Raw genomic sequence first — 23,980 nt, 5'->3', positions numbered from 1 at the left:
GTCAGCTGCCGAGCGTCGCCAGGTCCTGGACCATGACGTTGGCCAGCTGGGCGCCGTCCGGGCGCACCTGTCGCAGGTACCAGGTCTGCACCGGCGAGTGCGCCTTGTCGCCGAACTCCCAGGCGCCGCGCGGGCTGTCGATCTGGCCCAGGTCCGCGATGGCCTCGTTGATGGTCTTCGGCGTCACGTCACCGTTCTTCACGGCGGTGGCGATCGCCTTGTCCAGCACGGCGGCGGCGTCGTACGACGCCATCGCGTACGTGGTGGGCTGTGTGTCGTGCTCGGCCGTCCAGTCGGCGGCGAACTTGCGGTTGGCCTCGTTGTCGAGGTCGGCCGCGTAGTTCAGGACCGAGTAGATGTTCTTCGCCGCGGCGCCCTGCGCCTGGAGCACGCTGCCCTCGGTCACGAAGGCCGTGTACAACGGCAGATCAGCGATGTCGGACTGGGCGTACTGCTTGGCGAAGTCGATCGCGGCCTTGCCGGCGTAGAAGCAGTACACCGCCTTGGCATCCGTCTTCGCGATCTCGGCGAAGTACGGCATGAAGTTGGTGGTCTTCGGGAACGGCGTCCAGGTGGTCTTGCCGCCGGGGTTGGCGAGCTTCCCCTTGACCCGCTTGAACTCATCGGTGAAGCCGCGCAGTTCGTCGTAGCCGCCCTGGTAGTCCGGGCCGATCGCGTACACCGGTCCGTCGACCTGCTTCTTGACGTAGGGGGCGATGGCCTTGCCCGGCTCGTCGGACAGGAAGCTCGTCGTCCACACGTACTCGAGGTCCTTGACGGGCGGCCGGGCGTTCGACCCCAGGAAGGGGATCTTGGCCTTTTGGACCAGGGGCAGCACCGCGTTGACCGAGCCACCGCTGACGAGGCCGGTCAGGACGTCGACCTTGTCCTTCTTGACCAGTTTGGTCGCCGCGGGCACGGCGGTCGGCGGGCCGTCGCCCTCGTCCGCCACGACGAGCTCGACCTTGCGTCCGCCCAGCTTGTTGTCGTGGGTGCTCAGGTACAGCTCGAAGCCGGCGCGCAGCTCGGTGCCGACCGGCTCGTAGGTGCCGGACAGGGAGGCCACCAGGCCGACCTTCACCGTGTCGCCGGCACCGCTGTCGCTGCTGCATCCGGTGACCGCGGCGAGACCGAGGGCGAGGGCGGCGGCGCCGGCCGGCCGGAATCTGCGGCGGCGCGGACTGGATATGTCGAAGAACATGAGGACTCTCATCGGGAGTGGCGGGTGGGGGGCTCGGAGCGGGATCGATGTGCCGTGCGGCGGCGATCAGCGGGAAGGCGGCATACTCGCGTCGCGGACCTGGGGAGACAGCGAGTCGCCGACCTGGTTGATCAGTTCCGACATCATGTAACTGACCTCGCCGATGTCCGCGTCCCTGGTGGTGGTCACCAGCAGGGAGGCACCGCTGGAGACCGCCATCGAGAACATGTAGCCGCCCTCCATCGCGGTGAGGCTGTGCTCGACGGGATCGGTGTTGGTCAACTGGGCTGCCGCGGAGAGCAGGTTGACGACGCCGGAGGCGATGGCGGCCAGCCGCTCGGCGTCGTCACGCTCCACGCCGGTGTAGGCCAGCGCGAGGCCGTCCACGGACACGGCTATCGCCTGGGTGACTTCCGGGATGCGCCCGGCGAAACCGCTCAGGATCCAGCTCAGGTCGGTGGGAGTGGTCATTTCTTGGTCCGTTCGGTGTTGTCGTCGGTGGCGGAGCGCCCCCGGTGGTTCGTGCTCCTGTTGATCCCCTGGGCGTAGGCCGCCAGGACGTCGGAGACCTGCCGGGAGTCCCGGCGGCGGGGCGCCGGCCGCGGCGAGGCGGTGCCGGCACGCTGGTCGGTGCTCTCCCGCTTGCCCAGGGTGGGCCACTGCTGGGGTGCGCCGCGCTGCCGCAGGGGCAGTCCCGAGGAGCTGACCGCGGCGCTGCGCGAAACCGGCTCGTCGTGCACGGGATGCGGGGCGGGCGAGCTGCCGTGTCCCCGCTCGCGCGGGGCGGGTGAGCTCCCCTGTTCCCACTCGCGCGGGGCGGCGGCAACGGAACCGATCGGAGTGCCGTGTTCCCGTTCACGCGGGGCGGCGGCCACGGAACCGATCGGGGTGCCGGTGTGGTCGGGTCGCCAACGCGCTCCGTCCTGCCGCCCGCGGCCGGGCGGTCCCGGCGGTGTGACCGGACGGGGAGCCTCGTAGTGCGCACCGCCGCCAGGGCTGCCGTAGTCATGGGCCTGATCGCGCATGTCCGGCGCGGGTGGCATGTCCTGGGCGGGGGCCGCGGTCAGCACCTTCGGGGGCAGGGTGACCTCGGCGATGGTGCCGGGGCCGGAGGAGTCGCGCAGTTCGACAACGATGCCATGACGTGCGGCGAGCCGTGCCACCACGTGCAGACCCATGGACCGTACGTCTCCGATGCCTGCCTGCGGTTCACGCAGCGCGGCGTTGTGGACGGCGCGGCGTTCCGCGGTGATGCCCACGCCCTCGTCGACGATCTGCACGACGGCCCGGTCCCACAGCCGCCACACGGCGACGCCGACCTGTTTGTCGGGAGGCGAGAACCGGGTCGCGTTGTCCAGGAGTTCCGCCAGGATGTGTGCCACGTCGTGCACGGCACGGGCGGCGACGCCGATACCCGATTCGACGACACCGAGAGACACGCGGTCGAAGCGCTCGATCTGCTGGGCGGCGGCAACGATGACGGTGGAGCATCCGACGTCGGCCGTGCGCACCCGGGCCTGGCCGTAACCACCCAGCACGAGGAGGCTGTTGGTGTTGCGCTCCATGCGGATGGCGAGGTGGTCGAGGGCGAACAGGGTCTTCATCCGTACCGGGTCGGCCTCGTCGCGCTGAACGGTGTCCAGCTCGGACACCATGACGGACGTCAACTGCGCACCCCTGCGCGCCACGCCGACCAGCGTCTCGGCGAACTGGTCGTGGATGTAAGCCTGTTGGGCCGCCAGGCGGACGGCCTCGTGGTGGACGGCGTTGAATGCCTCACCGACCTCGCCGATCTCGTCCTGGCCCGTGGTCCGGACCGGGTTGCCCGTCCGCCGGGCCACCTCTTCGGGCGTCGCACCACTGAGCGCGCCGGGCTGGGACAGCTCGCTCATCACGGCGGGCAGCCCGGTGTGTGCGACCTCGTGCGCGGCGTTGCGCAGATCGCGCAGCCGCCGGATCATGACGCGGCCCAGGCGGATGGCGACGAAGAAGACTCCGACCAGGGTCAGCACCACCAGGGCGACCTCGGCCCCGGCCGTCCACATGAGCGTGGTGCGCGCGTCGGAGACCGTGGTGAAGACGGACTCGTCGATCCGCTTCTCCACCGAACGCAGCAGCATCTGACGGTCGTTGAAGGCCTTCTGCCACTCCTTCGGGGCGACGTCGATGGCCCTGCCCGTTCCCGTACGCCCGATCTCGTCCTCGAGCCGTCGGGCCTCCAGGGCCTTCGTGCCGGAGAGAGTGCGCTCCAGCCAGGTCCGCCACTGGCCGGGGCCGAGGTCGAACAGGACACCGATCGACTCGGTGTAGCCCAGCCGGCCGGCGTCGAACGTCCGCTGCGAAGCGGTCGTGAAGCCGCCCGCCGCCTGCGCCCTCATCACGGTGACCTGCTGCTGGGCCGTGTGCTCCGCGGCCTCGGACAGGGCGGCGGCGGCCCGGATCCGGTCCGCGATGCCGGCGTCGACCCCGTCCGCCTGCGCGATGCCGTCGCGGTAGCTGTTGAGGTCGGCGATCACGATGCGGTAGCCGAAGGCGAGCGCGGAGATGGTGCTGCTGCCCGACCGCACCTGGGCGCGCAGGGCGGGCATCTCGTCGATGAAGCGCGTGATACGGTCCAAGGCGGCCTGTGCGCTGTCCGGTACCTCGGACAGGTGCCGTGTCCGGCCCTGGAATCCGGCGATGCTCTCATCGGTCGAATCGGAACTTGAGCGGTACGCGTCCGCATCTCCCTGTTCGGAGACCAGCGCGGTGGCTGCGGCACGCTCACGCTGTAACTGGTGGGCCAACTCACCCGCGCTGGAGGCGGCGTCGACCATCGCGGCCAGCCGGTTGGCCTGGAGCGCGTGGTTGGCTGCGGGTGCGAGGGCCAGCACCGAGAAGGTGACGGCCACGGTGAGCGGCGCGGTGACGAGCAGGACGAGGCGACGATTGATTTTCATGGCGCGGCTCCATCGCCGGAACCGCTGCTGAGTATCAGTGGCACGCAGATACCTGTTAACGGTTTGTGTGGGGGGTGTTTGTGGGGACGGCGGCACATCATCCGCACTGTTGCGGATGGGGCAGATGGGGCGGCCGGGGCCCCTGTGGCGCGGCATGATCCTATGCCGTAGGAGGTGGCTACGGATGGGTACATTGCCGAAAGTTGTGCGCACTCGACAGTGCAGAAGTGATCAGACTCGGTCACCCTGGCTCGAGTGGCAAGCCCTCCCGGACCGGGGGCAGTTGCCTCGGGCGACTCGGTGAAACCAGGCCTGACCAGCGGTCGACGCCTCGCCTCGGGCCCGCTCGGGGGGTCGGCCGAAGGCTCACGAAGCATTCCCGCGCGCCGACTTGACTGCCCGTCCGGCCCTCGAATGTCGATGCGAAAAAGATTGGATCCCACTGTGCTTCGGCGGCCGGGGGAGCGGGGGCGCTCCGTACCGAACTGCACTGAACTGCCGTGTTTTGTTCAGGACATGAGGGCGGGGTGGCGTAGGTGAGAGCCTGCGGGTGCGTCCCGCGGGCGGGGCGCCGTAGGGACCGCCGTGCCCGCGACGGTGTTCGCCGACCGGTGGCAGTTCCACGCGTGTCAGTCGGAACCGGTGGTGCCGGTATTCGGCCGGCTCTGCTGATAGAGCGTCACCAGTACGCCGTGCACGGGCTGGTCCTCCGCGCCTTCCTCGGCGTCGTCGACCAGTCCGGCGAGGGTCTCGCCGAGTTCCTTCGCCTTCTCGGGGCTGAGACGCAGGTGGCGCAGTGTCAGGTGTGTCTCGGTGGGGGAGAGGTCCAGCTCCTGGGCGACAGCGGCGAACATCGCGGCGGTGCCCGCCGCTTGGGGTTCGGCGACGACCATGTGGCGGGCCGTGCGCTGGTAGTACTGCTCGGTACCGCCACGGACCTGGCGAGTCTCGGCGACGTGGACCAGCCCGGCTTCGCGGAGCACTTTGAGGTGGTGGGCCACGTTGCCCTTCTTCGCGTCGAGCCGCGCCGCGAGTTGGCTGATGGTGGCAGGCTGTTGGCCCAGGGCGAAGAGCAGCCGCTGACGCAACGGGTGGGCGAGCGCCGCGAATTGCTCAGGCGCGCCGATCTCCAGAACGTCCTCAGGGGGCGGCGAGTGGGAAGGCTGATCATGCATACCGAAAGTGTCTAATTTCATTGACGCTTTCGCAAGGGCAGTGTTCTACTCCCTGCCATGACGACTCCGCCGAAGCTTCAGCCCGCCCCGGTCATCGACGAGACGGTCCGGCTGCTGACCGAGCACTACGTTTTCCCCGAGATAGCCGAGCAGGTCGCCGGCCTGCTACGACGCCGCCTCGCCGAGGGCGCCTACGACGTCGACGGCGCCGAGGAGCTCGCCCGTCTGGTCACCGCGGACCTGCAGTCCGTCAACGACGACAGGCACCTGAGACTCAAGCACCACGTCGACCCGGTGTCCCCGGAGCAGGGGCGGCCACCCTGGACGCCATGCGCCGGGACTTCGACACCTCGCTGGGCGGAGCGCCCCGGGTGGAGTTGCTCGACGGAGGGATCGCCGTGCTGGAGCTGGCGCCGATGCTGTTTCCGCTGGAATGGGCCGCCGAACCGCTGGGCGCCGCACTCACCCTGGCCTCCCGCGCCCAGGCGCTGATCGTGGACCTGCGCGCCAACCGGGGCGGCGACCCTGACTCGGTCGCCTTCGTCTGCAGTTACCTGTTGGACGAGCGCACGCACCTCAACACCATGCACTGGCGCGGCGGCGAGCGCACCGAGCAGTCCTGGAGCCTGCCGCACGTTCCCGGCGCGCGCTTCGGTGGCAGCAAGCCGTTGTACGTGTTGACCAGCGAAAGCAGCTTCTCCGCCGCCGAGGAGCTGGCGTACGACCTGCAGCAGCTCGGCCGGGCCGTTCTCGTCGGCGAGCGCACTCGCGGTGGCGCACACCCGTGCAAGGGCTGGACCGTGCACCCGCACCTGGAGGTCACCGTTCCGTTCGGCCGAGCCGTCAACCCCGTCTCCGGCGCGAACTGGGAGGGCGTCGGTGTGCAGCCGGACGTCCCCTGCGCGGCTGCCGAGTCCCTCGACCGGGCGCACGCACTGGCCCTCGCCCGACTGGCAGGCTGACGCGGTCCTGCTCGTCGAAGGCTGAGTGAGTGGTCGGCTTTCATGAGCCGGGACGCTGTCGGTTTTCATGAGCCGGGACACGACAGGCGGAACCTGGCCAGGCGGGTGGGGACCACTGGTTACAGACGTGTCGCAGTTCGGACGAGGTCGGCGACGGCTCTGGACCGGCTGTGCGGCGGCCAGGCGATCACGGTGGTGACTGTCGGCGCGTCCAGTACGGGCACGGCCGCGAGGTCACTGTGCAGTTGGCCGCGGGACGACTCCGGTGCGACCGCGCAAGCACGGCCGAGTGCGACGAGCTGCAGCAACTGCGCCTGGTCGCGGACCTGCGGGCCGGGGCCGGGCGGGTAGGTGCCGTCGGGGTCGGGCCAGCGTGGCAGGGGCAGGCCCGGCAGCCCGGTGATGTCGGCCATGCGCACATGGGCCCGCGCGGTGAGCGGATGTCCGGCCGGCAGGACCACGACCTGGCCCTCCGTGCCGAGCTCTTCTGCGTCGAACCCGGCCGTCGAGTCGAACGGCCGGTGCAGCAGCGCCACGTCGGCCCGGCCCTCGCGCAGGAGTCGTTGCTGCTCGGCCGGGCCGCACAGGATGACGTCGACGGGGACCGCGCCGGGTTCGGCGGCATACGCGTCGAGCAGTTTCGCCAGCAGTTCGCGGGACGCGCTGGCTTTCGTGACCAGGGTCAGGCCGGGGCCGCCGGTCACGGAACGGGCGGCGCGGCGGGTCCGGCGCTCGGCGGCGTCGACCGCGTCGAGGGCGGCCCGGCCCTCGGCCAAAAGCACCGAGCCGGCCTCGGTCAGCGTGACCGTGCGGCTGGTCCGGTCCAGCAGCGCTGCCCCGAGCCGGCGTTCGAGCTGCTGTATCGCCCGTGACAGGGGCGGCTGCGCGATCCCGAGCCGCTGGGCGGCGCGCCCGAAGTGCAGCTCTTCGGCGACAGCGACGAAGTAGCGCAGTTCCCGGGTCTCCATGCAGCCACGCTACCCCGGATCAATACCCTGTCGGTATCGTTGACCATCGGATCGGTCTTGGACCGCAGACGGGGCCCGGGGGCAGCATGGTCCCCATGAGCGAACGAACGATTGCGCTGGTCACCGGCGCGAACAAGGGAATCGGCTACGAGATCGCCGTGGGCCTGGGCGCCCTCGGCTGGAGCGTCGGCGTCGGCGCCCGGGACGACCGGCGCCGTGAGGCGGCGGTGGAGCAACTGCGCGCGGCCGGCGTCGACGCGTTCGGCGTACCGCTCGACGTGACCGACGACGCGAGCGTGACCGCCGCCGCGCGGCTGATCGAGGAACGGGCGGGGCGCCTCGATGTGCTCGTCAACAACGCCGGCATCTCCGGCGAGATGCCGCAGGAGCCCACCCGGATCGATCCCGCCACCATCCGGACAGTCGTGGAGACCAACGTGATCGGCGTCATCCGCGTCACCAACGCGCTGATGCCTCTGCTGCGCCGCTCCGCCTCGCCTCGGATCGTGAACATGTCCAGCAGTGTCGGCTCCCTCGCCCGGCAGTCGGGAATCGCCGCTGAGCAGACGACCGGACCGGTGTCCGTGGCGTACGCGCCGTCGAAGACGTTCCTGAACGCCGTCACCCTCCAGTACGCCCGCGAGCTGAGCGGCACGAACATCTTGATCAACGCCGGCTGCCCCGGCTACGTCGCGACCGACCTCAACGGCTTCCACGGCGTGCGTACCCCCGAACAGGGCGCGGCGATCGCCGTCAGACTCGCGACCCTGCCCGACGACGGCCCGACCGGCATGTTCTTCGAGGACGCCGGAGTAGTGCCCTGGTGAAGCGCCCGGCGGCTGTCGGCCGCTTCCACGAAGCCCGGCCATTCTGGTTCCGGCCGACCGGGCGTTGAGCATCGCGGGGCTGGGAGTCTTCCCGTCGCCGGTGCCGACCGCGATGCGTCGACCCTGTCCTGAGTCGAAGAAGTCCAGGTCGAAGGCGCTGGGCACGGGATCGTCGTACGCGAGGACAGGTTCCCACCGTCTCCCCCGGCAGGCAGAACTCTTGATCACTCGACCTTCGCCGAGAATGTGGCAGTCACCAGCCTTCACTGAGAATCACTCGACCTGCGCTTCGAGGGTTCAGGACTGTCCTTTGACAGCGAAGTTGGTCCGTAGATAGGCGCTGACCTGCGGCGACTATGTTGGATGACAGGGCCTCGGACAAGATCTCCGGCCAGTGCCTTCTCTTGAGGATCACGCTCACGGGCGTGCGATAGGTTGCCCGCCATGACCGAGCTCGGACCCGTTGCCTGGCCACCTGCCCCGATCAGGACCGAACGGCTCGTGCTCCGTGAGTCGGATCCCCGGGACCGTGCGGCGTTCATCGAATTGCTCGCCTCGCCAGAGGTGCGCACCTACCTCGGTGGCCCTCGACCCCGTGACGAGCTCGAACGCGCGGTGCCTGAAATACCCGGCCGGCGCCCTGGCCTTTTCGTGGTCGATCTCGACGGAGCGATGATCGGCACGACCACGCTCGATCGGCGCGACGCGGAGCGTCCGGGGCACATCCGTCCGGACGCCGGGGAGGCTGAGCTCGGCTATATGTTCCTGCCGCAGGCGTGGGGATGCGGGTATGCCGCCGAGGCGTGCGCGGCGGCACTCGGCTGGTTCGCCGACGCGCTTCCCGGCGAGCCGGTGGTGCTCTGCACCCAGACTGTTAACGACCGTTCGATGCGCCTCGCGGCGAAGCTGGGGTTCACCGAGGTGCAACGTTTCGAGGAGTGGGGCGCCGAGCAGTGGATGGGCGTGTGGTCTCCGGTCACGCCGTCCGGTCGAGCTTGGGCTGGAGGCTGCCCGACGACCTTCGATGGTTTCCGCAGCGTGGTCCAGGGCGATCGCGTCGATCGCGGCGCCTTGGATGGCGTGGGACAACGCGCCGATCAGTGTAAGCCGGACCCGCTCCAGCCATGATTCGAAACCGACGTGCTGCCCGGTCGTTGCCGCCCAGTATCAGCCGGAGAAGTGACGCTCACCCCGCGACCAGCGAATCGGCCGTACGGCAGCCACGTCCTCGAACCGGGCCGTCACGCACGCCTCGATTGGATGACAGCGGTCAAGGACGTGCCCTGACATGACCCTTCCCCGGTGATGTACTAGAGTTATCTCGACATCGAGATATATGCCGAAGGCGCACAGCGGGCCGCCGCGCGGTAAGGGCTACCTAACTAAGCCTTACCTTAGCGGATGGTCGGGTGGCCGAAGGCGGCACCACGCGGCGCCCGCCGAAGTGAGCGCGGCGCGGAGTTACGCGCACATTGATGAAGGAGACTGTCGTGTCGGCGAACAGCTTCGACGCCCGCAGCACGCTGCGCGTGGGCGACGAGTCGTACGAGATCTTCAAGCTGGACAAGGTCGAGGGCTCCGCGCGCCTCCCTTACAGCCTGAAGGTGCTGCTGGAGAACCTGCTCCGCACGGAGGACGGCGCGAACATCACCGCCGACCACATCCGGGCGCTCGGCGGCTGGGACTCCCAGGCCCAGCCCAGCCAGGAGATCCAGTTCACGCCGGCCCGCGTGATCATGCAGGACTTCACCGGTGTGCCGTGTGTCGTGGACCTCGCCACCATGCGTGAGGCCGTCAAGGAGCTCGGCGGCGACCCGGCGAAGATCAACCCCCTCGCCCCGGCCGAGCTGGTCATCGACCACTCCGTCATCGCCGACAAGTTCGGCACCAGCGACGCGTTCGCGCAGAACGTCGAGCTGGAGTACGGCCGCAACAAGGAGCGCTACCAGTTCCTGCGCTGGGCCAGACCGCCTTCGACGAGTTCAAGGTCGTCCCCCCGGGCACCGGCATCGTCCACCAGGTCAACATCGAGCACCTGGCCCGTACGGTCATGGTCCGTGGCGGCCAGGCGTACCCCGACACCCTCGTCGGCACCGACTCGCACACCACCATGGTCAACGGCCTGGGCGTGCTGGGCTGGGGCGTCGGCGGCATCGAGGCCGAGGCCGCGATGCTCGGCCAGCCGGTCTCCATGCTCATCCCGCGCGTCGTCGGCTTCAAGCTGACCGGCGAGCTCCCGGCCGGCACCACCGCCACCGACCTCGTGCTGACCATCACCGAGATGCTCCGCAAGCACGGCGTCGTCGGCAAGTTCGTCGAGTTCTACGGTGAGGGCGTCGCCGCCACCTCCCTCGCGAACCGCGCCACCATCGGCAACATGTCGCCGGAGTTCGGCTCCACCGCCGCGATCTTCCCGATCGACGACGAGACGCTGAAGTACCTGCGTCTGACCGGCCGCGACGAGCAGCAGGTCGCGCTCGTCGAGGCGTACGCCAAGGAGCAGGGCCTGTGGCTCGACCCGGCCGCCGAGCCGGACTTCTCCGAGAAGCTGGAGCTCGACCTCTCCACGGTCGTCCCCTCCATCGCCGGCCCGAAGCGCCCGCAGGACCGCATCATCCTCGCGAACGCCAAGGCGCAGTTCGCCCAGGACGTGCGCAACTACGTCTCCGAGGACGAGGAGTCCGGCAAGGAGTCCTTCCCGGCCTCCGACGCCCCGGCCTCGGCCAACGGCGTTCCGTCGCGCCCCACCACGGTGACGGCCCCCGACGGCTCGACGTACGAGATCGACCACGGCGCCGTCACCGTCGCCGCGATCACCTCCTGCACCAACACCTCGAACCCGTACGTCATGGTCGCCGCGGCGCTCGTGGCGAAGAAGGCCGTCGAGAAGGGCCTGACCCGCAAGCCGTGGGTCAAGACCACCCTCGCCCCGGGCTCGAAGGTCGTCACCGACTACTTCGACAAGGCGGGCCTGACCCCGTACCTCGACAAGGTCGGCTTCAACCTCGTCGGCTACGGCTGCACCACCTGCATCGGCAACTCCGGCCCGCTGCCGGAAGAGGTCTCCAAGGCGGTCAACGAGCACGACCTGGCCGTGACCTCGGTGCTCTCCGGCAACCGTAACTTCGAGGGCCGGATCAACCCCGACGTCAAGATGAACTACCTGGCGTCCCCGCCGCTGGTCGTCGCGTACGCCCTCGCCGGTTCGATGAAGGTCGACATCACCAAGGACGCCCTGGGCATCGACCAGGACGGCAAGCCGGTCTTCCTCGCCGACATCTGGCCGACCGAGGCCGAGGTCAACGACGTCGTCGCCAACTCCATCGGCGAGGACATGTTCAACAAGTCCTACCAGGACGTCTTCGCGGGCGACGCCCAGTGGCAGGCGCTGCCGATCCCCACCGGCAACACCTTCGAGTGGGACTCCGAGTCCACCTACGTGCGCAAGCCCCCGTACTTCGAGGGCATGACCATGGAGACGACCCCGGTCGAGGACATCACCGGCGGCCGCGTCCTGGCCAAGCTCGGCGACTCGGTCACCACCGACCACATCTCCCCGGCCGGTGCGATCAAGGCCGACACCCCGGCCGGCAAGTACCTCACGGAGCACGGCATCGAGCGCCGTGACTTCAACTCCTACGGCTCGCGCCGTGGCAACCACGAGGTCATGATCCGCGGCACGTTCGCCAACATCCGCCTGCGCAACCAGATCGCGCCGGGCACCGAGGGCGGCTACACCCGCGACTTCACGCAGGCCGACGCTCCCGTGTCGTTCATCTACGACGCCTCGCAGAACTACCAGGCCGCCGGCACCCCGCTCGTCATCCTGGCGGGCAAGGAGTACGGCTCCGGCTCGTCCCGTGACTGGGCGGCCAAGGGCACCGCGCTGCTGGGCGTCAAGGCCGTCATCGCCGAGTCCTACGAGCGCATCCACCGCTCGAACCTCATCGGCATGGGCGTCCTCCCGCTCCAGTTCCCGGAGGGCGCGACCGCCGAGTCCCTCGGCCTCACCGGCGAGGAGACCTTCTCCTTCACCGGCGTGACCGAGCTGAACAACGGCACCACCCCGCGCACCGTCAAGGTCACCACCGACACCGGTGTGGAGTTCGACGGCGTCGTCCGCATCGACACCCCCGGTGAGGCGGACTACTACCGCAACGGCGGCATCCTGCAGTACGTGCTCCGCAGCCTGATCCGCAAGTAGGGATCAGCCGCAGTACGGCGAGAGGGCCGCACCCCCGGCGACGGGGGTGCGGCCCTCTCTCATGCTCCGGACGGAACTGCCGGGACTACCAGGTGCCTCAGAAGAGGAACTTGTAGCTGTTCCATCCGCTCGTGCCGATCCTCACCTTGGCCTTGTACGGGGCGGCGGCGTTGCCGGTGCCCTTGTACAGGTAGAGCTCGCCCGCGGAGTTCCGGGCGACCAGGTCGGTGCGGCCGTCGAGGTCGAGGTCGCCGGTGGAGACCAGCTTGTTGTACGTGTTCCAGCCGCTGCCGACCTTGGTGCGGGCGGAGAACGGGGCCTTCTGGTTGCCGGTGCCCTTGTAGAGCCACAGGACGCCGGACTTGTCGCGGGCGACGACGTCGTTCTTGCCGTCGCCGTTCAGGTCGCCGTTGCCGGCGATCTCGCTGTAGATGTCCCAGCCGTAGCCGACCTTGATACGGCCCGTCAGCTTGCCGGTGCCGTAGCCGAGGTAGACGTAGAGGTCGCCGTTGGTGGTGCGGGTGAGGAGATCGCCCGCGGCGGCGCCGCCGATGTTGCCGGTGGAGACGATCTTGTTGTAGATGTTCCAGCCGTAGCCGATCTTGACCGACGACGAATCGAACTTCAGGTAGCCCATGTCCCCGTTGGACTCGCGGAACCAGAGGCCGTCGCTCTTGCCGTCGCCCTGGTTGTCGACCTGGGACATGGCGCTGACGCCGACCCAGCCCGATCCGGAGACGTCGCGGGAGCTGAGACCGCCCGCGCCGTTCGGGGCGTAGGAGTACGCGGTACCCGAGGAGTTCACGCCGTACAGGGCGAACGTCGGGGTGACGGCCGCGGCGGCGGCGGAGGCCGCTGCCGACGGCTGCCCGGCTGCGGCGCCGAGCGACGGCTGCGGGGCGTCTGCGGCCACGGCGGAGGTGCCGGTGGCGACGAGGGCGGCGGTGAGCGCCGCGGCTGCTGCACGTGCTGCTATGCGTCTGTGCTTACGGCCAGAGGTTTCGGCCACGAAATGCTCCATGGATCGTGATGGGTCGTGGCCCGCTGCCGAGTTGACGGCGGCGGGCCACGGATTCAACTGAATCGTGTCACGACTTCGGGCGCAAAACCTTCACTTTTGATCAGAACAGCAGGCGGTAGGTGTTCCAGCCCGAAGTACCGATGAGCGCCTTGACCTTGTACGGGGTGGCGGCGTTGCCGGTGCCCCGGTACAGGTAGAGCTCGCCCGCGGCGTTCCGGCCGACCAGGTCCGCGATGCCGTCCAGGTCGATGTCACCGGGGGCGAACACGGTGTTGTACGTGTTCCAGCCGCTGCCGACCTTGGTGCGCGCGGCGTACGGGGCCTTCTGGTTGCCGGTGCCCTTGTAGAGCCACAGGACGCCGGACTTGTCGCGGGCGACGAGGTCGTTCTTGCCGTCGCCGTTCAGGTCGCCGTTGCCGGCGATCTGGGAGTAGGTGTCCCAGCCGTAGCCGACCTTGATGCGCTTGGTGAGCGTGCCGTCGCCGTACCCCAGGTAGAGGTACAGGTCGCCCTTGGTGTCGCGGGCGAGCAGGTCGCCGGCCTCGGCGCCGCCGAGGGTGCCGGGGGACACCAGCTTGTCGTAGGAGCCCCAGCCGTAGCCGACCTTCTTCGCCGCGGAGTTGTCGTTGGCGTAGTAGTTGATGTCGCCCTTGGTGTTGAGCTGCCAGCGGCCGTCCGCGACGTTGTCGGCGTTGTTGTCCACCCGGCCGAGGAACTTGACGTCCTTCCAGCCGGTGTCGAGCTGGATACGCTGCTCGAGGCCGCCGTCGCCGGACGGGGTGTAGTAGTACGAGTTGCCCGCGCTGTCGAGACCGGCGATGCCGAACATGGGCGCATCGCCCGGCTCCGCCGCGAAGGCGGCGCTGCCGGTGGCGACGAGGGCCGCGGTTATCGCGGCGGCGGCGAGGCGGGCGCCGGCCCGTCCGGGCCGACGGCCAGAAGTCTTGGCCACGTGTGTTCTCCATGGGTGGTGGGACGAGGCGTGACGCGCCGCGGGATACGGGGACACGCCACGGAATTGGGGTGATCCTTTCACGAGTCCCTCACGTGTCCAAGGGTTTGGCGAAATGATGCCACCGCGACATCTTCGCCCGGTTATGCGGGTGTTGCGGGGGTCGGGAAGGTCAGGACAGGGGCGCCGAACCGGCCGTCGCGCGGCCGGGGAGTCCGGCCGTGGTCAGCCGGTGAATACCGTGCAACTGGGTCATCACATCCCGCAGCGAACGGCAGTCGCGCGGACCGGGGCCCGGCGCGGGCCGGGCGGTGCGGTGGCCGTCCTCCAGGGCGTCCGCCAGCAGCGACAACGCCGTCGTCACGCGCTCCGCGTCGGCGGACGAGGGGCGCGGCACCCCGTGTTCGACCCGCAACGCGCACGCGGTCGCCGCATCGACGACCAGTTCGGCCGACACCGTCACCGCCGACCAGTCCTGGGGCCGCCCGCTGAGCGGCCCCGGCAGCTCGGCCGCCGCGGTCTCCGCCGCCGCCCGCGCCTCGGCGAGCGCCCGGTACGCGGCACTGCGCAGGGCCAGGGCCTCGGCCCGGTGCGCGGCCCCCGCCCGGTCCGGCGCGTCCAGCACATGGCGCAGATAGAGCTCCGTGCAGCGCAGGGTGACGGCGAACCGGTGGCCGACCCGCACCCGGGGGTCGGCCAGCAGCGGAAGGTGGCCCACCAGCAGCACGAGGGCGCAGGCGAGGAACGTCTCCAGCAGCCGGGACGCGGCCGCCTCGGTATCACCCGCGGTGTGCACGAACGACAGCACGAGCACGGTGATCACCGCGGTCTGGAACGCGAAGTGCCGGGTGGAGAGGGGGAGCAGGGCCCCGGCCACGACCACCACCGCCACCACGAGCGGACGGCCGAGGCCGCCGAGCACCGCCATCAGCGCGACGAAGACGAGGGCCCCGGCCACGGTCCCGGCGAACCGGTTCACCACCCGCGAGAAGAGCGGGCCCATGTCGGGCTTCACCAGGAACGCGGCAGTGGCCGGGAGCCAGTACCAGTGGTCCTCGTGCAGCAGCAGCGCGACGGCCGCGGTGACCGACACGCACAGCGCCACGCGCAGCCCGTACTCCCGCCCGGCCGGTGTGACCAGACCGGGGCGGGGCCCGGAGTGCGCGCCGACCGTGCCGGGGTGGCGCCCGGACCGGCGCGGAGGCTGCGCCGGCCGATTCGTCGTCCGGTCGAAGGTCACCGCGGCCGCCAGCACCGCCCGGTCGAAGGCGAGGCGCTCCACGGTGTCCGGCCGGGGGCTCGGCAGGGCCCCCGCCGGCCCGCCGGTCCGGACGGCCGCGGCCAGCCGGCGGGGGCCTTCGGCCACCTCGTCCGGGACGGCCCGGCCCTCCCACAGCAGCGCGATGCTCGCCTCGCACAGCGCGACCGCCGCGCCGAAGCGTTCGGCGAGACGGTGGTCGGGCCCGTCGCCCCGGCGGCCGGGCCAGGGCAGCAGCCGCATCAGCCGCAGCGCCTCGTCGGCCTGCTGCTGCGCGGCGACCAGCCTGCGCCGGGCAGCGGGGGCCCGCGGCCCGCCGAGCGCACCCAGCGCGTCCGCGAGCGCGTCGAACACCGCGGCGACGGCTTCGCGTTCACCGCCCCACCGGGTCGCGTCCCGGGAGCGCGGTGTGCGCAGCAGCAGTCGCAGCAGGACCAGCCAGCCGGCTCCGGACAGGAAGCAGAGAGCCTTCAGCCAGGCCGGTGCCGCCAGCGGCATCCCCATGCCGATGGTCGTGGCGACCAGCATCTGCAGGGCACCGGTCGACCACACGGCGCCCCTCGCGCTCAGCGCCCCGGAGACCCAGCCCACCAGGAAGAGCACCGGGACCGCCGCCCAGCGGCCCGTCCCGTCCGCGACCAGGGCGCCGACGAGCAGCCCGAGCGCTCCGGCCGCGGCCGGCAGCCCGATGTGGACGAGACCCTTGCGGCGGGTCCCGGGCCGGTCGTTGACTCCTGCGAGCATCGCCCCGAGCGCGGCGAGAACACCGGGCCCCGGATGCCCCGTGGCGATCCCGGCCCCGAGCAGCGGGCCCGCGCTCAGCGCGCCGCGCACCATCGCGGTCCTGGGTACGGGCGCCCGGCGCTGGCTCAGCACATGGGTGAGCCAGACGGGCGCGGGATGCCGTCCCCTCGCCGTACCGACAGCTCGACGTACCGGGATGTGCACCGCTGGGCCTCCTCGTTCACCGGCCGGACCACAGGGTCCGGGGTGGCTGGAGCGGGCAACGGCGGCCGCGTACGTACAGCCAACGTAACAAGGTGATCTGTCGGGCGGGCTGCGGTGGTGTTTCAGACGTGTGATCACCGGGGGAACGGGCCTGGCGCACCGTCCGTGCGGCAGGGAACCCGCAGGTCGTCGCCCGATGCGTGTGCGGCAAGCGCTGGCGAGGCCCTACGCTCGAAGGCCTGATGAAGATCCATGCCACCCCCGCCGGCGCCAAGGCCGGTACCGAGTCCGTGCGCCGCCACAACCTCGGCCTCGTGCTGCGCGCCGTACTGGAGGAGGGGGAGGTGACCCGCGCCCGGGTGGCGGGCCGGGTGGGGCTGACCCGGGCCGCCGTCTCCTCGCTCGTCGAGGAGCTGCTGGCCCTGGACCTGCTGACCGAGTCCGGCAAGACCTTCAGCGGTTCCGCCGGGCGCCCCGGCACCGTGCTGAAGGTGTCGGACACCGGCCCGGCCGGGCTGGGCGTCGAGATCAACATCGACTACGTCTCGGTGTGCGCGGTCGGGCTCAACGGCACCGACCGGGTCCGCGTCACCGAGCACATCGACAACCGCGACACCCCGCCGGCCGAGGTGCTCGCCCACGCGGCCCGCCTCACCAACCGGGTCATCACCTCGACCGGCGAACAGGGGCTGCGGGCCGTCGGCGTCGAGCTGGCGCTGCCCGGACTGGTCTCCGGCGGCATGGTCCGCCAGGCGCCCAACCTGGGCTGGAACCGGGTAGCGGCCGAAGGGATCTTCGGCCAGGCGCTCAGCACGCTGCGGCCGGCCGGGCGCGCCCTCGCGGTCAGCTCGGACAACGAGGCCAATCTGGCGGCGCTGGCCGAGCTCTGGTTCGGCGGTCTCGGGGACGGCAGCTGCTTCCTCTATCTGACCGGCGAGATCGGCGTCGGCGGCGCGCTGGTGCTCCATGGCGAACTGCTGCGCGGCGCCCACGGTTTCGCGGGCGAGGTCGGGCATGTGCTCGTCGACCCGGACGGGCCGCTGTGCCGGTGCGGGGCGCGCGGCTGTCTTGAGCAGTACGCGGGTCAGGCAGCGCTGCTGCGGGCCGCCGGGATCGATCCGGCGGCGGGTGTGCGCGGGCTCGGCGAGCTGGAGAAGCGCGCCGGGGCGGGCGACGCGAGGGCACTGGAGGCGCTGCGGGCGGCGGGCGAGCGGATGGGCGTGGTGCTGTCCGGTGCGGTCAACCTGTTCGATCTGGACACCGTCGTGCTGGGCGGCATCTACCGCGACCTGATGCCGTGGCTCGCCGACGCGGCGGAGGCGCAGCTGGCCGACCGGGTGGTTTCGGGACGGTGGCACGGCAACGGCAGCCGGCTGCGCGCCTCCTCGCTCTCCGGGGACGCGGCGCGGGGTGCGGCGGCCCGGGTGGTGCGGGAGGTCCTGGCGGACCCGGCGGCGTACGCGGCGCGCTGAGCGCCGGCCACCCGGAGAACCGCCCCCGTCGTGGTCCGGCGGACGGGGGCGGTAGGGGACCGGGGTCTTTCGTCCGGATCAGGCCGGATCAGGGTGCGGCACCCGGGCGCGCGAGCCCGGCGGCCTGGTCCGAACGGGCGGCCCTACTTCCGATGGGCCGCGATCAGCCCCTGGTACCAGCGGTAGCTGTCCTTCGGGGTGCGCTCCTGCGTGTCGTAGTCGACCCGGATGATCCCGAACCGCTTCGCGTAGCCGAGCGCCCACTCGAAGTTGTCCAGCAGCGACCAGACGTAGTAGCCGCGGACGTCCACGCCCGCGTCCATCGCCGCCCGCAGCGCCGTCAGATGGGTCTGCAGATACGCGACCCGGTCCGCGTCGTGGACCGAGCCGTCCGCGTCGACGGTGTCGAACTCGGCCGAGCCGTTCTCCGTGATGTGCACCGGCGGCAGCGCGTCCCCGTACGTCTGCTTCAGCACGGTCAGCAGGTCGGTGAAGGACTCGGGCACGACCGGCCAGCCCATCGCCGTCCTGCGGACGTCCCGGTACTGGCCCTCGCTGTACCGGTTGTCGGTGGCGACCCGCAGTGCCGGGTCGGGCTCGCGGTGCGGGGCAGCGGCGACCACGATGGGGCGGTAGTAGTTGATGCCCAGGAAGTCCATCGGCTGGGAGATCAGCTCCAGGTCGCCCGCGCGCCGGAAGTCCTGCGCGGTGATCAGCTCGCCCCAGGTCTCCTCCTCGGTGGCCGGGTAGCGGCCCGCGAGGATCGGCTCGGTCCACACCAGGTTGTGCTGGGTGTCCGCGCGGACGACAGCGGCCAGGTCGGCGTCCGACTCGGTGGCCGGGACGTTGCGGTCCAGGTTGAGCGTGATGCCCGCCTCGCGGACCCCCGCCGCCCGCAGCGCCTTCATCGCCAGCCCGTGGCCGACGAGCAGGTGGTGCGCGGCGGCCAGCGCCCCCCGCCCCTCCTTCGCGCCGGGCGCGTGCCGGCCGACCGAGTAGCCGAGGAACGCGCTGCACCACGGTTCGTTGAGGGTGATCCAGCGCGGCACCCGGTCGCCCAGGTGCTCCGCCATGATCGCCGCGTACTCCCCGAACCGCTCCGCGGTCTCGCGGACCCGCCAGCCGCCGCGGTCCTCCAGCGCCTGGGGCAGGTCCCAGTGGTAGAGGGTGGCGGCCGGTTCGATGCCCGCTTCGAGGAGCGAGTCGACGAGCCGGGAGTAGAAGTCCAGCCCCTTGGGGTTGACCGCGCCGCTGCCGTCCGGCTGGATCCGTGACCAGGCGACGGAGAAGCGGTACGAGTCCACACCCAGCTCGCGCAGCAGCGCCACGTCCTCGGGGTAGCGGTGGTAGTGGTCGCAGGCGACGTCTCCGGTGTCACCGCCGTCCGTCTTCCCGGGGGTGTGGCTGTAGGTGTCCCAGATCGACGGACCGCGGTCGTCCTCTCGCGCGGCGCCCTCGATCTGGTACGAGGCCGTGGCCGCGCCGAAGACGAAGCCGGGCGGGAACACGGGGAACTCAGGCATGGAAATCCTTACTTGACCGAGCCGCCGGTGATCCCGGCGGCGATGTACTTCTGCGACAGCACGAGCAGGACCGCCGCGGGGACGGCGGACAGCACGGACGCGGCCATGACCGAGCCCCAGTCGCCGACGTGGGCGCCGATGTACTGGTAGATGCCGAGTGTGATCGGCTTGACGTCGTCCGTGGTGTTCAGCGTCAGCGCGAACATGAAGTCGCTCCACGCGTACAGGAACGAGAACAGCCCCGCGGTGATCAGGGAGTTGCGGCTCATCGGCAGCACGACCTGCACGAAGGTGCGCAGGCGTCCCGCCCCGTCGACCTCGGCCGCCTCGATGACCTCACGGGGGATGGCGACCATGAACGAACGCATCAGCACGATCGCGAACGGGATGCCCAGCGAGGCGTCGGCCAGCATCAGGCCGGCGTAGGAGTTGACCAGGCCGAGGTCCACGTACGCGCTGTACAGGGCGTTGGCGATGACGATGCCCGGCACCATCTGGGTGATCAGGGTGCCGAACACGATCGTCCTGGTCCCGCGCAGCTTGAACTGGGCGAGCCCGTAGGCGGCGGGTGCCGAGACGGCCAGACAGATGACCACCGCGCCGAGCGCTACGGCCAGCGACGTCAGCAGGTTGCCGCCCTGGTCGGTGAGGGCCGAGCGGAAGCCCGACAGGTCCAGGCTGTGCGGGAAGGGGCTGACCTCCAGCAGCCCGGACGCCGGCTGCAGGGCGGTGTTCACCATCCAGTACAGCGGGAACAGCATCACGCACAGCACCACGATGCCGAAGGCCATGGCGCCCCAGCGCCGCTTCGGCCTGCCCGTGAGATGCGTGGGGGCGGCGGGGGTACGCACAGTGCTCGCCATGCCGGTCACTTCCCCTCGTTGCGGTTGGCCCGCAGGTAGAACACCGCGAAGACGGCGGAGATCAGGATCAGGATGTTGCCGACCACGGCACCGGCCCCGAAGTCCAGCTGGACGAAGGAGTTCTGGTACGTGAGGGTGCCGAGCGTCTGCGTGGAGTCGGCCGGCCCGCCGTCGGTGAGCGCGAGGATCAGGTCGAGGATCTTCACCGTGGACATGAAGCCGAGCACCAGCACCACGGTGATGACGGGGCGCAGCATCGGCAGGGTGATCGAGCGGAAGGTCCGCCAGGCGGAGGCGCCGTCGAGCGAGGCGGCCTCGTACAGCTCCTTCGGGACCTCCTGGAGACCGCCGTAGAGGATCACCATGTTGAACGGGATGCCGATCCAGATGTTCACCAGGATCACCGAGATCAGCGCCATGCTCGTGCTGGTCAGCCAGGGGGTGTGGCCGCTGAAGCCGATCGTGCCCAGGAAGGAGTTGAGGACGCCGGTGTCCTGGTCGAGGATGCGCCGCCAGACGACACCGGAGACGACCATCGGGACCAGCCACGGCAGCAGGATCAGCGACCGCAAAATCCCGTTGAGCGGGAAGCGGCGGGTGAAGAACACCGCGAGGCCCAGACCGATGCAGAACTGCCCGACGAGGGAGCCGATGGTGAACAGGACGGTGTGCCACAGGGCCTTGCCGAAGAGCTCGTCGTTGAAGACGTTGCTCCAGTTGTCCGTTCCGTTGAACGGGGACCTGCCCGTGAAGAACGTGGACGGCGAGTAGTCCTGGAAGCTCATCACGACGTTGCGGACGAGCGGGTAGCCGAAGAAGAGCGCCATGAAGATCACGGCGGGGGCGATGAAGCCCCACTGGGCCAGCCGCCTGCGGCGCCGGGTGCGCGCCGGGTTCGGCGGCTTCCCGGCCTTCGTGGCCACGGGCGCCGGAACGGCGGCTGCGGAGGTGGTGGTGGTCGACATGGTTCAGGTACCTCAGTTCCCGGCCGTGGCGCGCTGCTGGGCGCGCTTGAGGGCGGCCTCGCTCGACTCGCCGGTGAGGGCGGACTGGAAGGCGCTCTGCAGCGCGAGGGAGACGGACGACCAGCCCGCGCCGAGCTTCGCGGTACGGGAGCGGGCGGTGGCGACCTGCTCGGAGAGGGCGGCCAGCTCCGGGACCTTCTTGCGCCACACGGCAGCGGCCTTCTCGTTGGCCGGGACCATCCAGCTGTTGAGCGCGTAGGTGATCTGCTCCTGCCGGCTCGACATACAGCCGATGATCTTCGCCGACATCTTCTCCCGGGCGCTGTCACCGGTGTTGGGCACGGTCAGAATCCCACCGCCCAGCGGACCCACCGAGTCGTCCCCGGCCTTCGGGACCGGGATCTGGGCGATGCCCCAGTGCAGTCCCTTCCTGGCGTTGAGGGTCTCGACCTGCCAGGGGCCGTTGATCATCATGGCGGCGTTGCCGGCCATGAACTGGTCGTTCACGTCGGCCTGGGTCCAGTTGACCGTCGACTTGGACAGCGAGCCGTTCTTGAGGAGGCCCTTCCAGTAGTCCAGCGCCCCGGCCACCTGCGGGCTGTCGAGCTTCGTCTCGTCGCCGCCGTTGGACCACATGAACGGGGTGAACTGGAAGACGCCGTCCTCCGCGCCGCCCGCGCTGAGCGCCAGGCCGTACCGCTTGCCCTGGGTGAGCTTCTTCGCCGTCGACTGCATCTCGTCCCAGGTGGTGGGCACCTTGAGGCCGGCCTTGTCGAGGGTGTCCTTGTTGTAGAACAGCGCCAGGGTGTTCACCGTGCGCGCCGCCCCGTAGTACGTCCCCTCGTACGAGCCGAAGTTGACGATCCCCTCGGGTATGTCCTTCGTCGTCAGACCGAGGTCCTTCAGCGGGATGAGCCCGCCGGCCTCGGCGAACGTCGGCATCTCCGACGCGTCCAGCTGCAGGACGTCGGGCAGCGACTTCGAGGACGCCATCCGCAGGGCCTTCGTCATCACCTGGGCGGCCGGGACGCTCTGCTGCTCGATCCGCACCCCGAGCAGCTTGCTGCACCGGGCCAGCGTCTGGGCGTCCCAGCGGTGGTAGGACTCGTCGGTCGACGAGTTCATGACGGTGTACACATCCGGGTCCCGCTGCTGTCCGCAGCCGGACAGGGCGGCGCCGCCGGCCAGCGCGGAGACGACGGTGAGCGGGACGATGACCCGCCGGTGGTGACGACGGCGCCGCTGGCGCAGGCCGTCCGGAGAAGGTGCTGTCACGATGGAGCCCTTGCGTGAGAGGGGTGCCGGCCCGCGGGGACCACTGTGTCCCGGCAGGATGAGTCCGTCCGCCCGGGCACGGGTCCGGCAGGTCCGCGCCCGGGGAGGCGGGCTGTCCGGCGGCGCTCCGCCGGACGGCCCGGGGTGTCAGCCGACGCCGAGCAGGTGCTCCATGGCGAGCTGGTCGAGTGCCTCGAACGCCATCGAGCGCTGAGCGGCGCCGTCCACGTCGAAGTCCTCGTACGCGGAACGGTCCGCGAGCAGGGCCTTGACGCCGTCGGCGGCGGTGGGCTGCGCCAGCTCGTCCAGCCGGGAGGCGGCCAGCGCCTCCTTGACGGCCGGGTCGGCGCGGAACGCCAGCGCGCGCTCCTTGAGGATCAGGTAGTTGCGCATGCAGTTCTTCGCGGACTCCCAGACCCCGTCGATGCCGTCGGTGCGCACCGGCTTGAAGTCGAAGTGCAGCGGGCCCGTGTAGTCCGAGCTCTCCAGCAGGTCGACCAGCCAGAAGGCCTGGCGCAGGTCACCGGCGCCGAAGCGGAGGTCCTGGTCGTACTTGATGCCGGACTGGCCGTTGAGGTCGATGTGGAAGAGCTTGCCCGACCACAGGGCCTGCGCGATGCCGTGCGGGAAGTTCAGTCCGGCCATCTGCTCGTGACCGACCTCGGGGTTCACGCCGTACATCTGCGGGCGCTCCAGGCGCTCGATGAACGCGAGGGCGTGGCCCACGGTCGGCAGCAGGATGTCGCCGCGCGGCTCGTTCGGCTTGGGCTCGATGGCGAACCGGAGGTCGTAGCCCTGGTCGACGACGTACTCGCCGAGCAGGTCGAACGCTTCCTTCATCCGGTCGAGCGCGACCCGCACGTCCTTGGCGCCACCGGACTCCGCACCCTCGCGCCCGCCCCAGGCGACATAGGTCTCGGCGCCGAGCTCGACGGCGAGGTCGATGTTGCGGATGACCTTGCGCAGGGCGAAGCGGCGGACGTCGCGGTCGTTGGAGGTGAAGCCGCCGTCCTTGAAGACGGGGTGCGTGAAGAGGTTGGTGGTGGCCATGGGGACCTTGAGACCGGTCCGGTCCAGGGCGTCCTTGAAGCGCGCGACGATCGCGGCGCGCTCACTGTCCGATGACCCGAACGGAATCAGGTCGTCGTCGTGGAACGTCACACCGTGCGCGCCGAGTTCCGCGAGGCGCTCGACGGACTCGACCGGGTCCAGGGCGGGGCGGGTGGCGTCGCCGAAGGGGTCGTTGCCTCGCCAGCCGACGGTCCAGAGTCCGAAGGTGAACCGGTCGGCGGGGGTGGGGGTGAAGCGATTCGACATTCTGCTGCCTCTTGTCGACATGGGTCGGTCGGCTGCGCTGCCGTCCGACCGATTTGTTTGCTGGCAGTACTAATACGGCATCCCGGCGCCCGTTTCCATACCTTCTCCGT

At 70.3% G+C, this 23,980-nt stretch carries 16 protein-coding genes and 3 pseudogenes; 6 read left to right on the top strand and 13 right to left on the bottom strand.

Annotation, left to right across the window (positions count from 1 at the left end):
• Position 1 precedes the first annotated feature (1 nt).
• The 4 genes from LNW71_RS04590 to LNW71_RS04575 all read right to left on the bottom strand — a co-directional run bounded on the left by LNW71_RS04590 (position 2) and on the right by LNW71_RS04575 (position 5,315).
• Positions 2-1,201 carry an ABC transporter substrate-binding protein gene (locus tag LNW71_RS04590; protein ID WP_250967053.1) on the bottom strand — a complete coding sequence of 400 codons (1,200 nt, stop codon included), beginning with the start codon at positions 1,199-1,201 and terminating at the stop codon, positions 2-4.
• Between the two features lie 66 nt (positions 1,202-1,267).
• Entirely contained in the window at positions 1,268-1,672 is a 405-nt protein-coding gene (locus LNW71_RS04585; RefSeq protein ID WP_250967052.1) for a roadblock/LC7 domain-containing protein, read from the bottom strand.
• Positions 1,669-4,140 carry a sensor histidine kinase gene (locus LNW71_RS04580; protein WP_250967051.1) on the bottom strand — a complete coding sequence of 824 codons (2,472 nt, stop codon included), beginning with the start codon at positions 4,138-4,140 and terminating at the stop codon, positions 1,669-1,671. Before LNW71_RS04580 ends, LNW71_RS04585 begins: the two co-directional genes overlap by 4 nt.
• Before the next feature lie 629 nt (positions 4,141-4,769).
• The gene (locus tag LNW71_RS04575) at positions 4,770-5,315 is read right to left on the bottom strand and encodes a winged helix-turn-helix domain-containing protein (protein WP_250967050.1); all 546 of its coding nucleotides are present in this window, start codon (positions 5,313-5,315) and stop codon (positions 4,770-4,772) included.
• 57 nt (positions 5,316-5,372) lie between these two features.
• Here LNW71_RS04575 and LNW71_RS04570 point away from each other — a divergent pair.
• Together LNW71_RS04570 and LNW71_RS04565 are read left to right on the top strand one after the other, a co-directional pair.
• Positions 5,373-5,564, top strand: a pseudogene (locus LNW71_RS04570) (peptidase S41); the annotation flags it as partial.
• A gap of 80 nt (positions 5,565-5,644) precedes the next feature.
• Positions 5,645-6,277 carry a S41 family peptidase gene (locus LNW71_RS04565; RefSeq protein ID WP_250967049.1) on the top strand — a complete coding sequence of 211 codons (633 nt, stop codon included), beginning with the start codon at positions 5,645-5,647 and terminating at the stop codon, positions 6,275-6,277.
• Between the two features lie 119 nt (positions 6,278-6,396).
• On the opposite strand, the gene LNW71_RS04560 is transcribed toward LNW71_RS04565, so the two are convergent.
• On the bottom strand, positions 6,397-7,245 hold the full coding sequence (locus tag LNW71_RS04560; RefSeq protein WP_250967048.1) for a LysR family transcriptional regulator: 849 nt from the start codon (positions 7,243-7,245) through the stop codon (positions 6,397-6,399).
• A gap of 95 nt (positions 7,246-7,340) precedes the next feature.
• On the opposite strand from LNW71_RS04560, the gene LNW71_RS04555 reads away from it, so the two are divergent.
• From LNW71_RS04555 to acnA, 3 genes and pseudogenes are all read left to right on the top strand, one after another.
• Positions 7,341-8,072, top strand: coding sequence for an SDR family oxidoreductase (locus LNW71_RS04555; RefSeq protein ID WP_250967047.1), 732 nt, complete (start codon positions 7,341-7,343; stop codon positions 8,070-8,072).
• Between the two features lie 444 nt (positions 8,073-8,516).
• Positions 8,517-9,062: pseudogene (locus LNW71_RS04550) on the top strand (GNAT family N-acetyltransferase); the annotation flags it as partial.
• Positions 9,063-9,547: 485 nt separating this feature from the next.
• Positions 9,548-12,276: pseudogene (gene acnA, locus LNW71_RS04545) on the top strand (aconitate hydratase AcnA).
• A gap of 97 nt (positions 12,277-12,373) precedes the next feature.
• On the opposite strand, the gene LNW71_RS04540 reads toward acnA, so the two are convergent.
• The 3 genes from LNW71_RS04540 to LNW71_RS04530 all read right to left on the bottom strand — a co-directional run bounded on the left by LNW71_RS04540 (position 12,374) and on the right by LNW71_RS04530 (position 16,455).
• The gene (locus tag LNW71_RS04540) at positions 12,374-13,285 is read right to left on the bottom strand and encodes a VCBS repeat-containing protein (protein ID WP_250967046.1); all 912 of its coding nucleotides are present in this window, start codon (positions 13,283-13,285) and stop codon (positions 12,374-12,376) included.
• A 112-nt stretch (positions 13,286-13,397) separates the two neighbouring features.
• Positions 13,398-14,249, bottom strand: coding sequence for a VCBS repeat-containing protein (locus tag LNW71_RS04535; RefSeq protein ID WP_250967045.1), 852 nt, complete (start codon positions 14,247-14,249; stop codon positions 13,398-13,400).
• Positions 14,250-14,421: 172 nt separating this feature from the next.
• The gene (locus LNW71_RS04530; RefSeq protein ID WP_250967044.1) at positions 14,422-16,455 is read right to left on the bottom strand and encodes an FUSC family protein; all 2,034 of its coding nucleotides are present in this window, start codon (positions 16,453-16,455) and stop codon (positions 14,422-14,424) included.
• A gap of 242 nt (positions 16,456-16,697) precedes the next feature.
• Here LNW71_RS04530 and LNW71_RS04525 point away from each other — a divergent pair, with 242 nt between their 5' ends.
• Positions 16,698-17,927 (top strand): ROK family protein, encoded by a 1,230-nt coding sequence (locus LNW71_RS04525; protein ID WP_250967043.1) that lies wholly within the window; start codon positions 16,698-16,700, stop codon positions 17,925-17,927.
• 143 nt (positions 17,928-18,070) lie between these two features.
• Here the strand turns inward: LNW71_RS04525 and LNW71_RS04520 are convergent, their stop codons facing one another.
• From LNW71_RS04520 to xylA, 5 genes are all read right to left on the bottom strand, one after another.
• Positions 18,071-19,450 (bottom strand): GH1 family beta-glucosidase, encoded by a 1,380-nt coding sequence (locus LNW71_RS04520; protein WP_250967042.1) that lies wholly within the window; start codon positions 19,448-19,450, stop codon positions 18,071-18,073.
• Positions 19,451-19,458: 8 nt separating this feature from the next.
• The gene (locus LNW71_RS04515; protein WP_250967041.1) at positions 19,459-20,313 is read right to left on the bottom strand and encodes a carbohydrate ABC transporter permease; all 855 of its coding nucleotides are present in this window, start codon (positions 20,311-20,313) and stop codon (positions 19,459-19,461) included.
• Positions 20,314-20,318: 5 nt separating this feature from the next.
• Positions 20,319-21,278, bottom strand: a complete 960-nt coding sequence (locus LNW71_RS04510) for a carbohydrate ABC transporter permease (RefSeq protein ID WP_250967040.1) — start codon at positions 21,276-21,278, stop codon at positions 20,319-20,321.
• A gap of 12 nt (positions 21,279-21,290) precedes the next feature.
• Positions 21,291-22,553 carry a sugar ABC transporter substrate-binding protein gene (locus LNW71_RS04505; RefSeq protein ID WP_250967039.1) on the bottom strand — a complete coding sequence of 421 codons (1,263 nt, stop codon included), beginning with the start codon at positions 22,551-22,553 and terminating at the stop codon, positions 21,291-21,293.
• 147 nt (positions 22,554-22,700) lie between these two features.
• A complete protein-coding gene (gene xylA / locus LNW71_RS04500; RefSeq protein WP_250967038.1) occupies positions 22,701-23,870 on the bottom strand; it encodes a xylose isomerase in 1,170 nt (389 codons plus the stop codon).
• Positions 23,871-23,980: the final 110 nt, after the last annotated feature.

This window comes from Streptomyces sp. RKAG290 (assembly GCF_023701695.1).
In the GTDB taxonomy this organism is placed as follows: Bacteria; Actinomycetota; Actinomycetes; order Streptomycetales; family Streptomycetaceae; genus Streptomyces.
This window is presented reverse-complemented; position numbering and strand designations above follow the sequence as displayed.

What these genes read in the sequence shown, in the direction of transcription:
- LNW71_RS04590 (WP_250967053.1), bottom strand. Translation starts at nt 1,201, where the DNA reads ATGTTCTTCGACATATCCAGTCCGCGCCGCCGCAGATTCCGGCCGGCC.
- LNW71_RS04585 (WP_250967052.1), bottom strand. Translation starts at nt 1,672, where the DNA reads ATGACCACTCCCACCGACCTGAGCTGGATCCTGAGCGGTTTCGCCGGG.
- LNW71_RS04580 (WP_250967051.1), bottom strand. Translation starts at nt 4,140, where the DNA reads ATGAAAATCAATCGTCGCCTCGTCCTGCTCGTCACCGCGCCGCTCACC.
- LNW71_RS04575 (WP_250967050.1), bottom strand. Translation starts at nt 5,315, where the DNA reads ATGCATGATCAGCCTTCCCACTCGCCGCCCCCTGAGGACGTTCTGGAG.
- LNW71_RS04565 (WP_250967049.1), top strand. Translation starts at nt 5,645, where the DNA reads ATGCGCCGGGACTTCGACACCTCGCTGGGCGGAGCGCCCCGGGTGGAG.
- LNW71_RS04560 (WP_250967048.1), bottom strand. Translation starts at nt 7,245, where the DNA reads ATGGAGACCCGGGAACTGCGCTACTTCGTCGCTGTCGCCGAAGAGCTG.
- LNW71_RS04555 (WP_250967047.1), top strand. Translation starts at nt 7,341, where the DNA reads ATGAGCGAACGAACGATTGCGCTGGTCACCGGCGCGAACAAGGGAATC.
- LNW71_RS04525 (WP_250967043.1), top strand. Translation starts at nt 16,698, where the DNA reads ATGAAGATCCATGCCACCCCCGCCGGCGCCAAGGCCGGTACCGAGTCC.
- LNW71_RS04520 (WP_250967042.1), bottom strand. Translation starts at nt 19,450, where the DNA reads ATGCCTGAGTTCCCCGTGTTCCCGCCCGGCTTCGTCTTCGGCGCGGCC.
- LNW71_RS04515 (WP_250967041.1), bottom strand. Translation starts at nt 20,313, where the DNA reads ATGGCGAGCACTGTGCGTACCCCCGCCGCCCCCACGCATCTCACGGGC.
- LNW71_RS04510 (WP_250967040.1), bottom strand. Translation starts at nt 21,278, where the DNA reads ATGTCGACCACCACCACCTCCGCAGCCGCCGTTCCGGCGCCCGTGGCC.
- xylA (WP_250967038.1), bottom strand. Translation starts at nt 23,870, where the DNA reads ATGTCGAATCGCTTCACCCCCACCCCCGCCGACCGGTTCACCTTCGGA.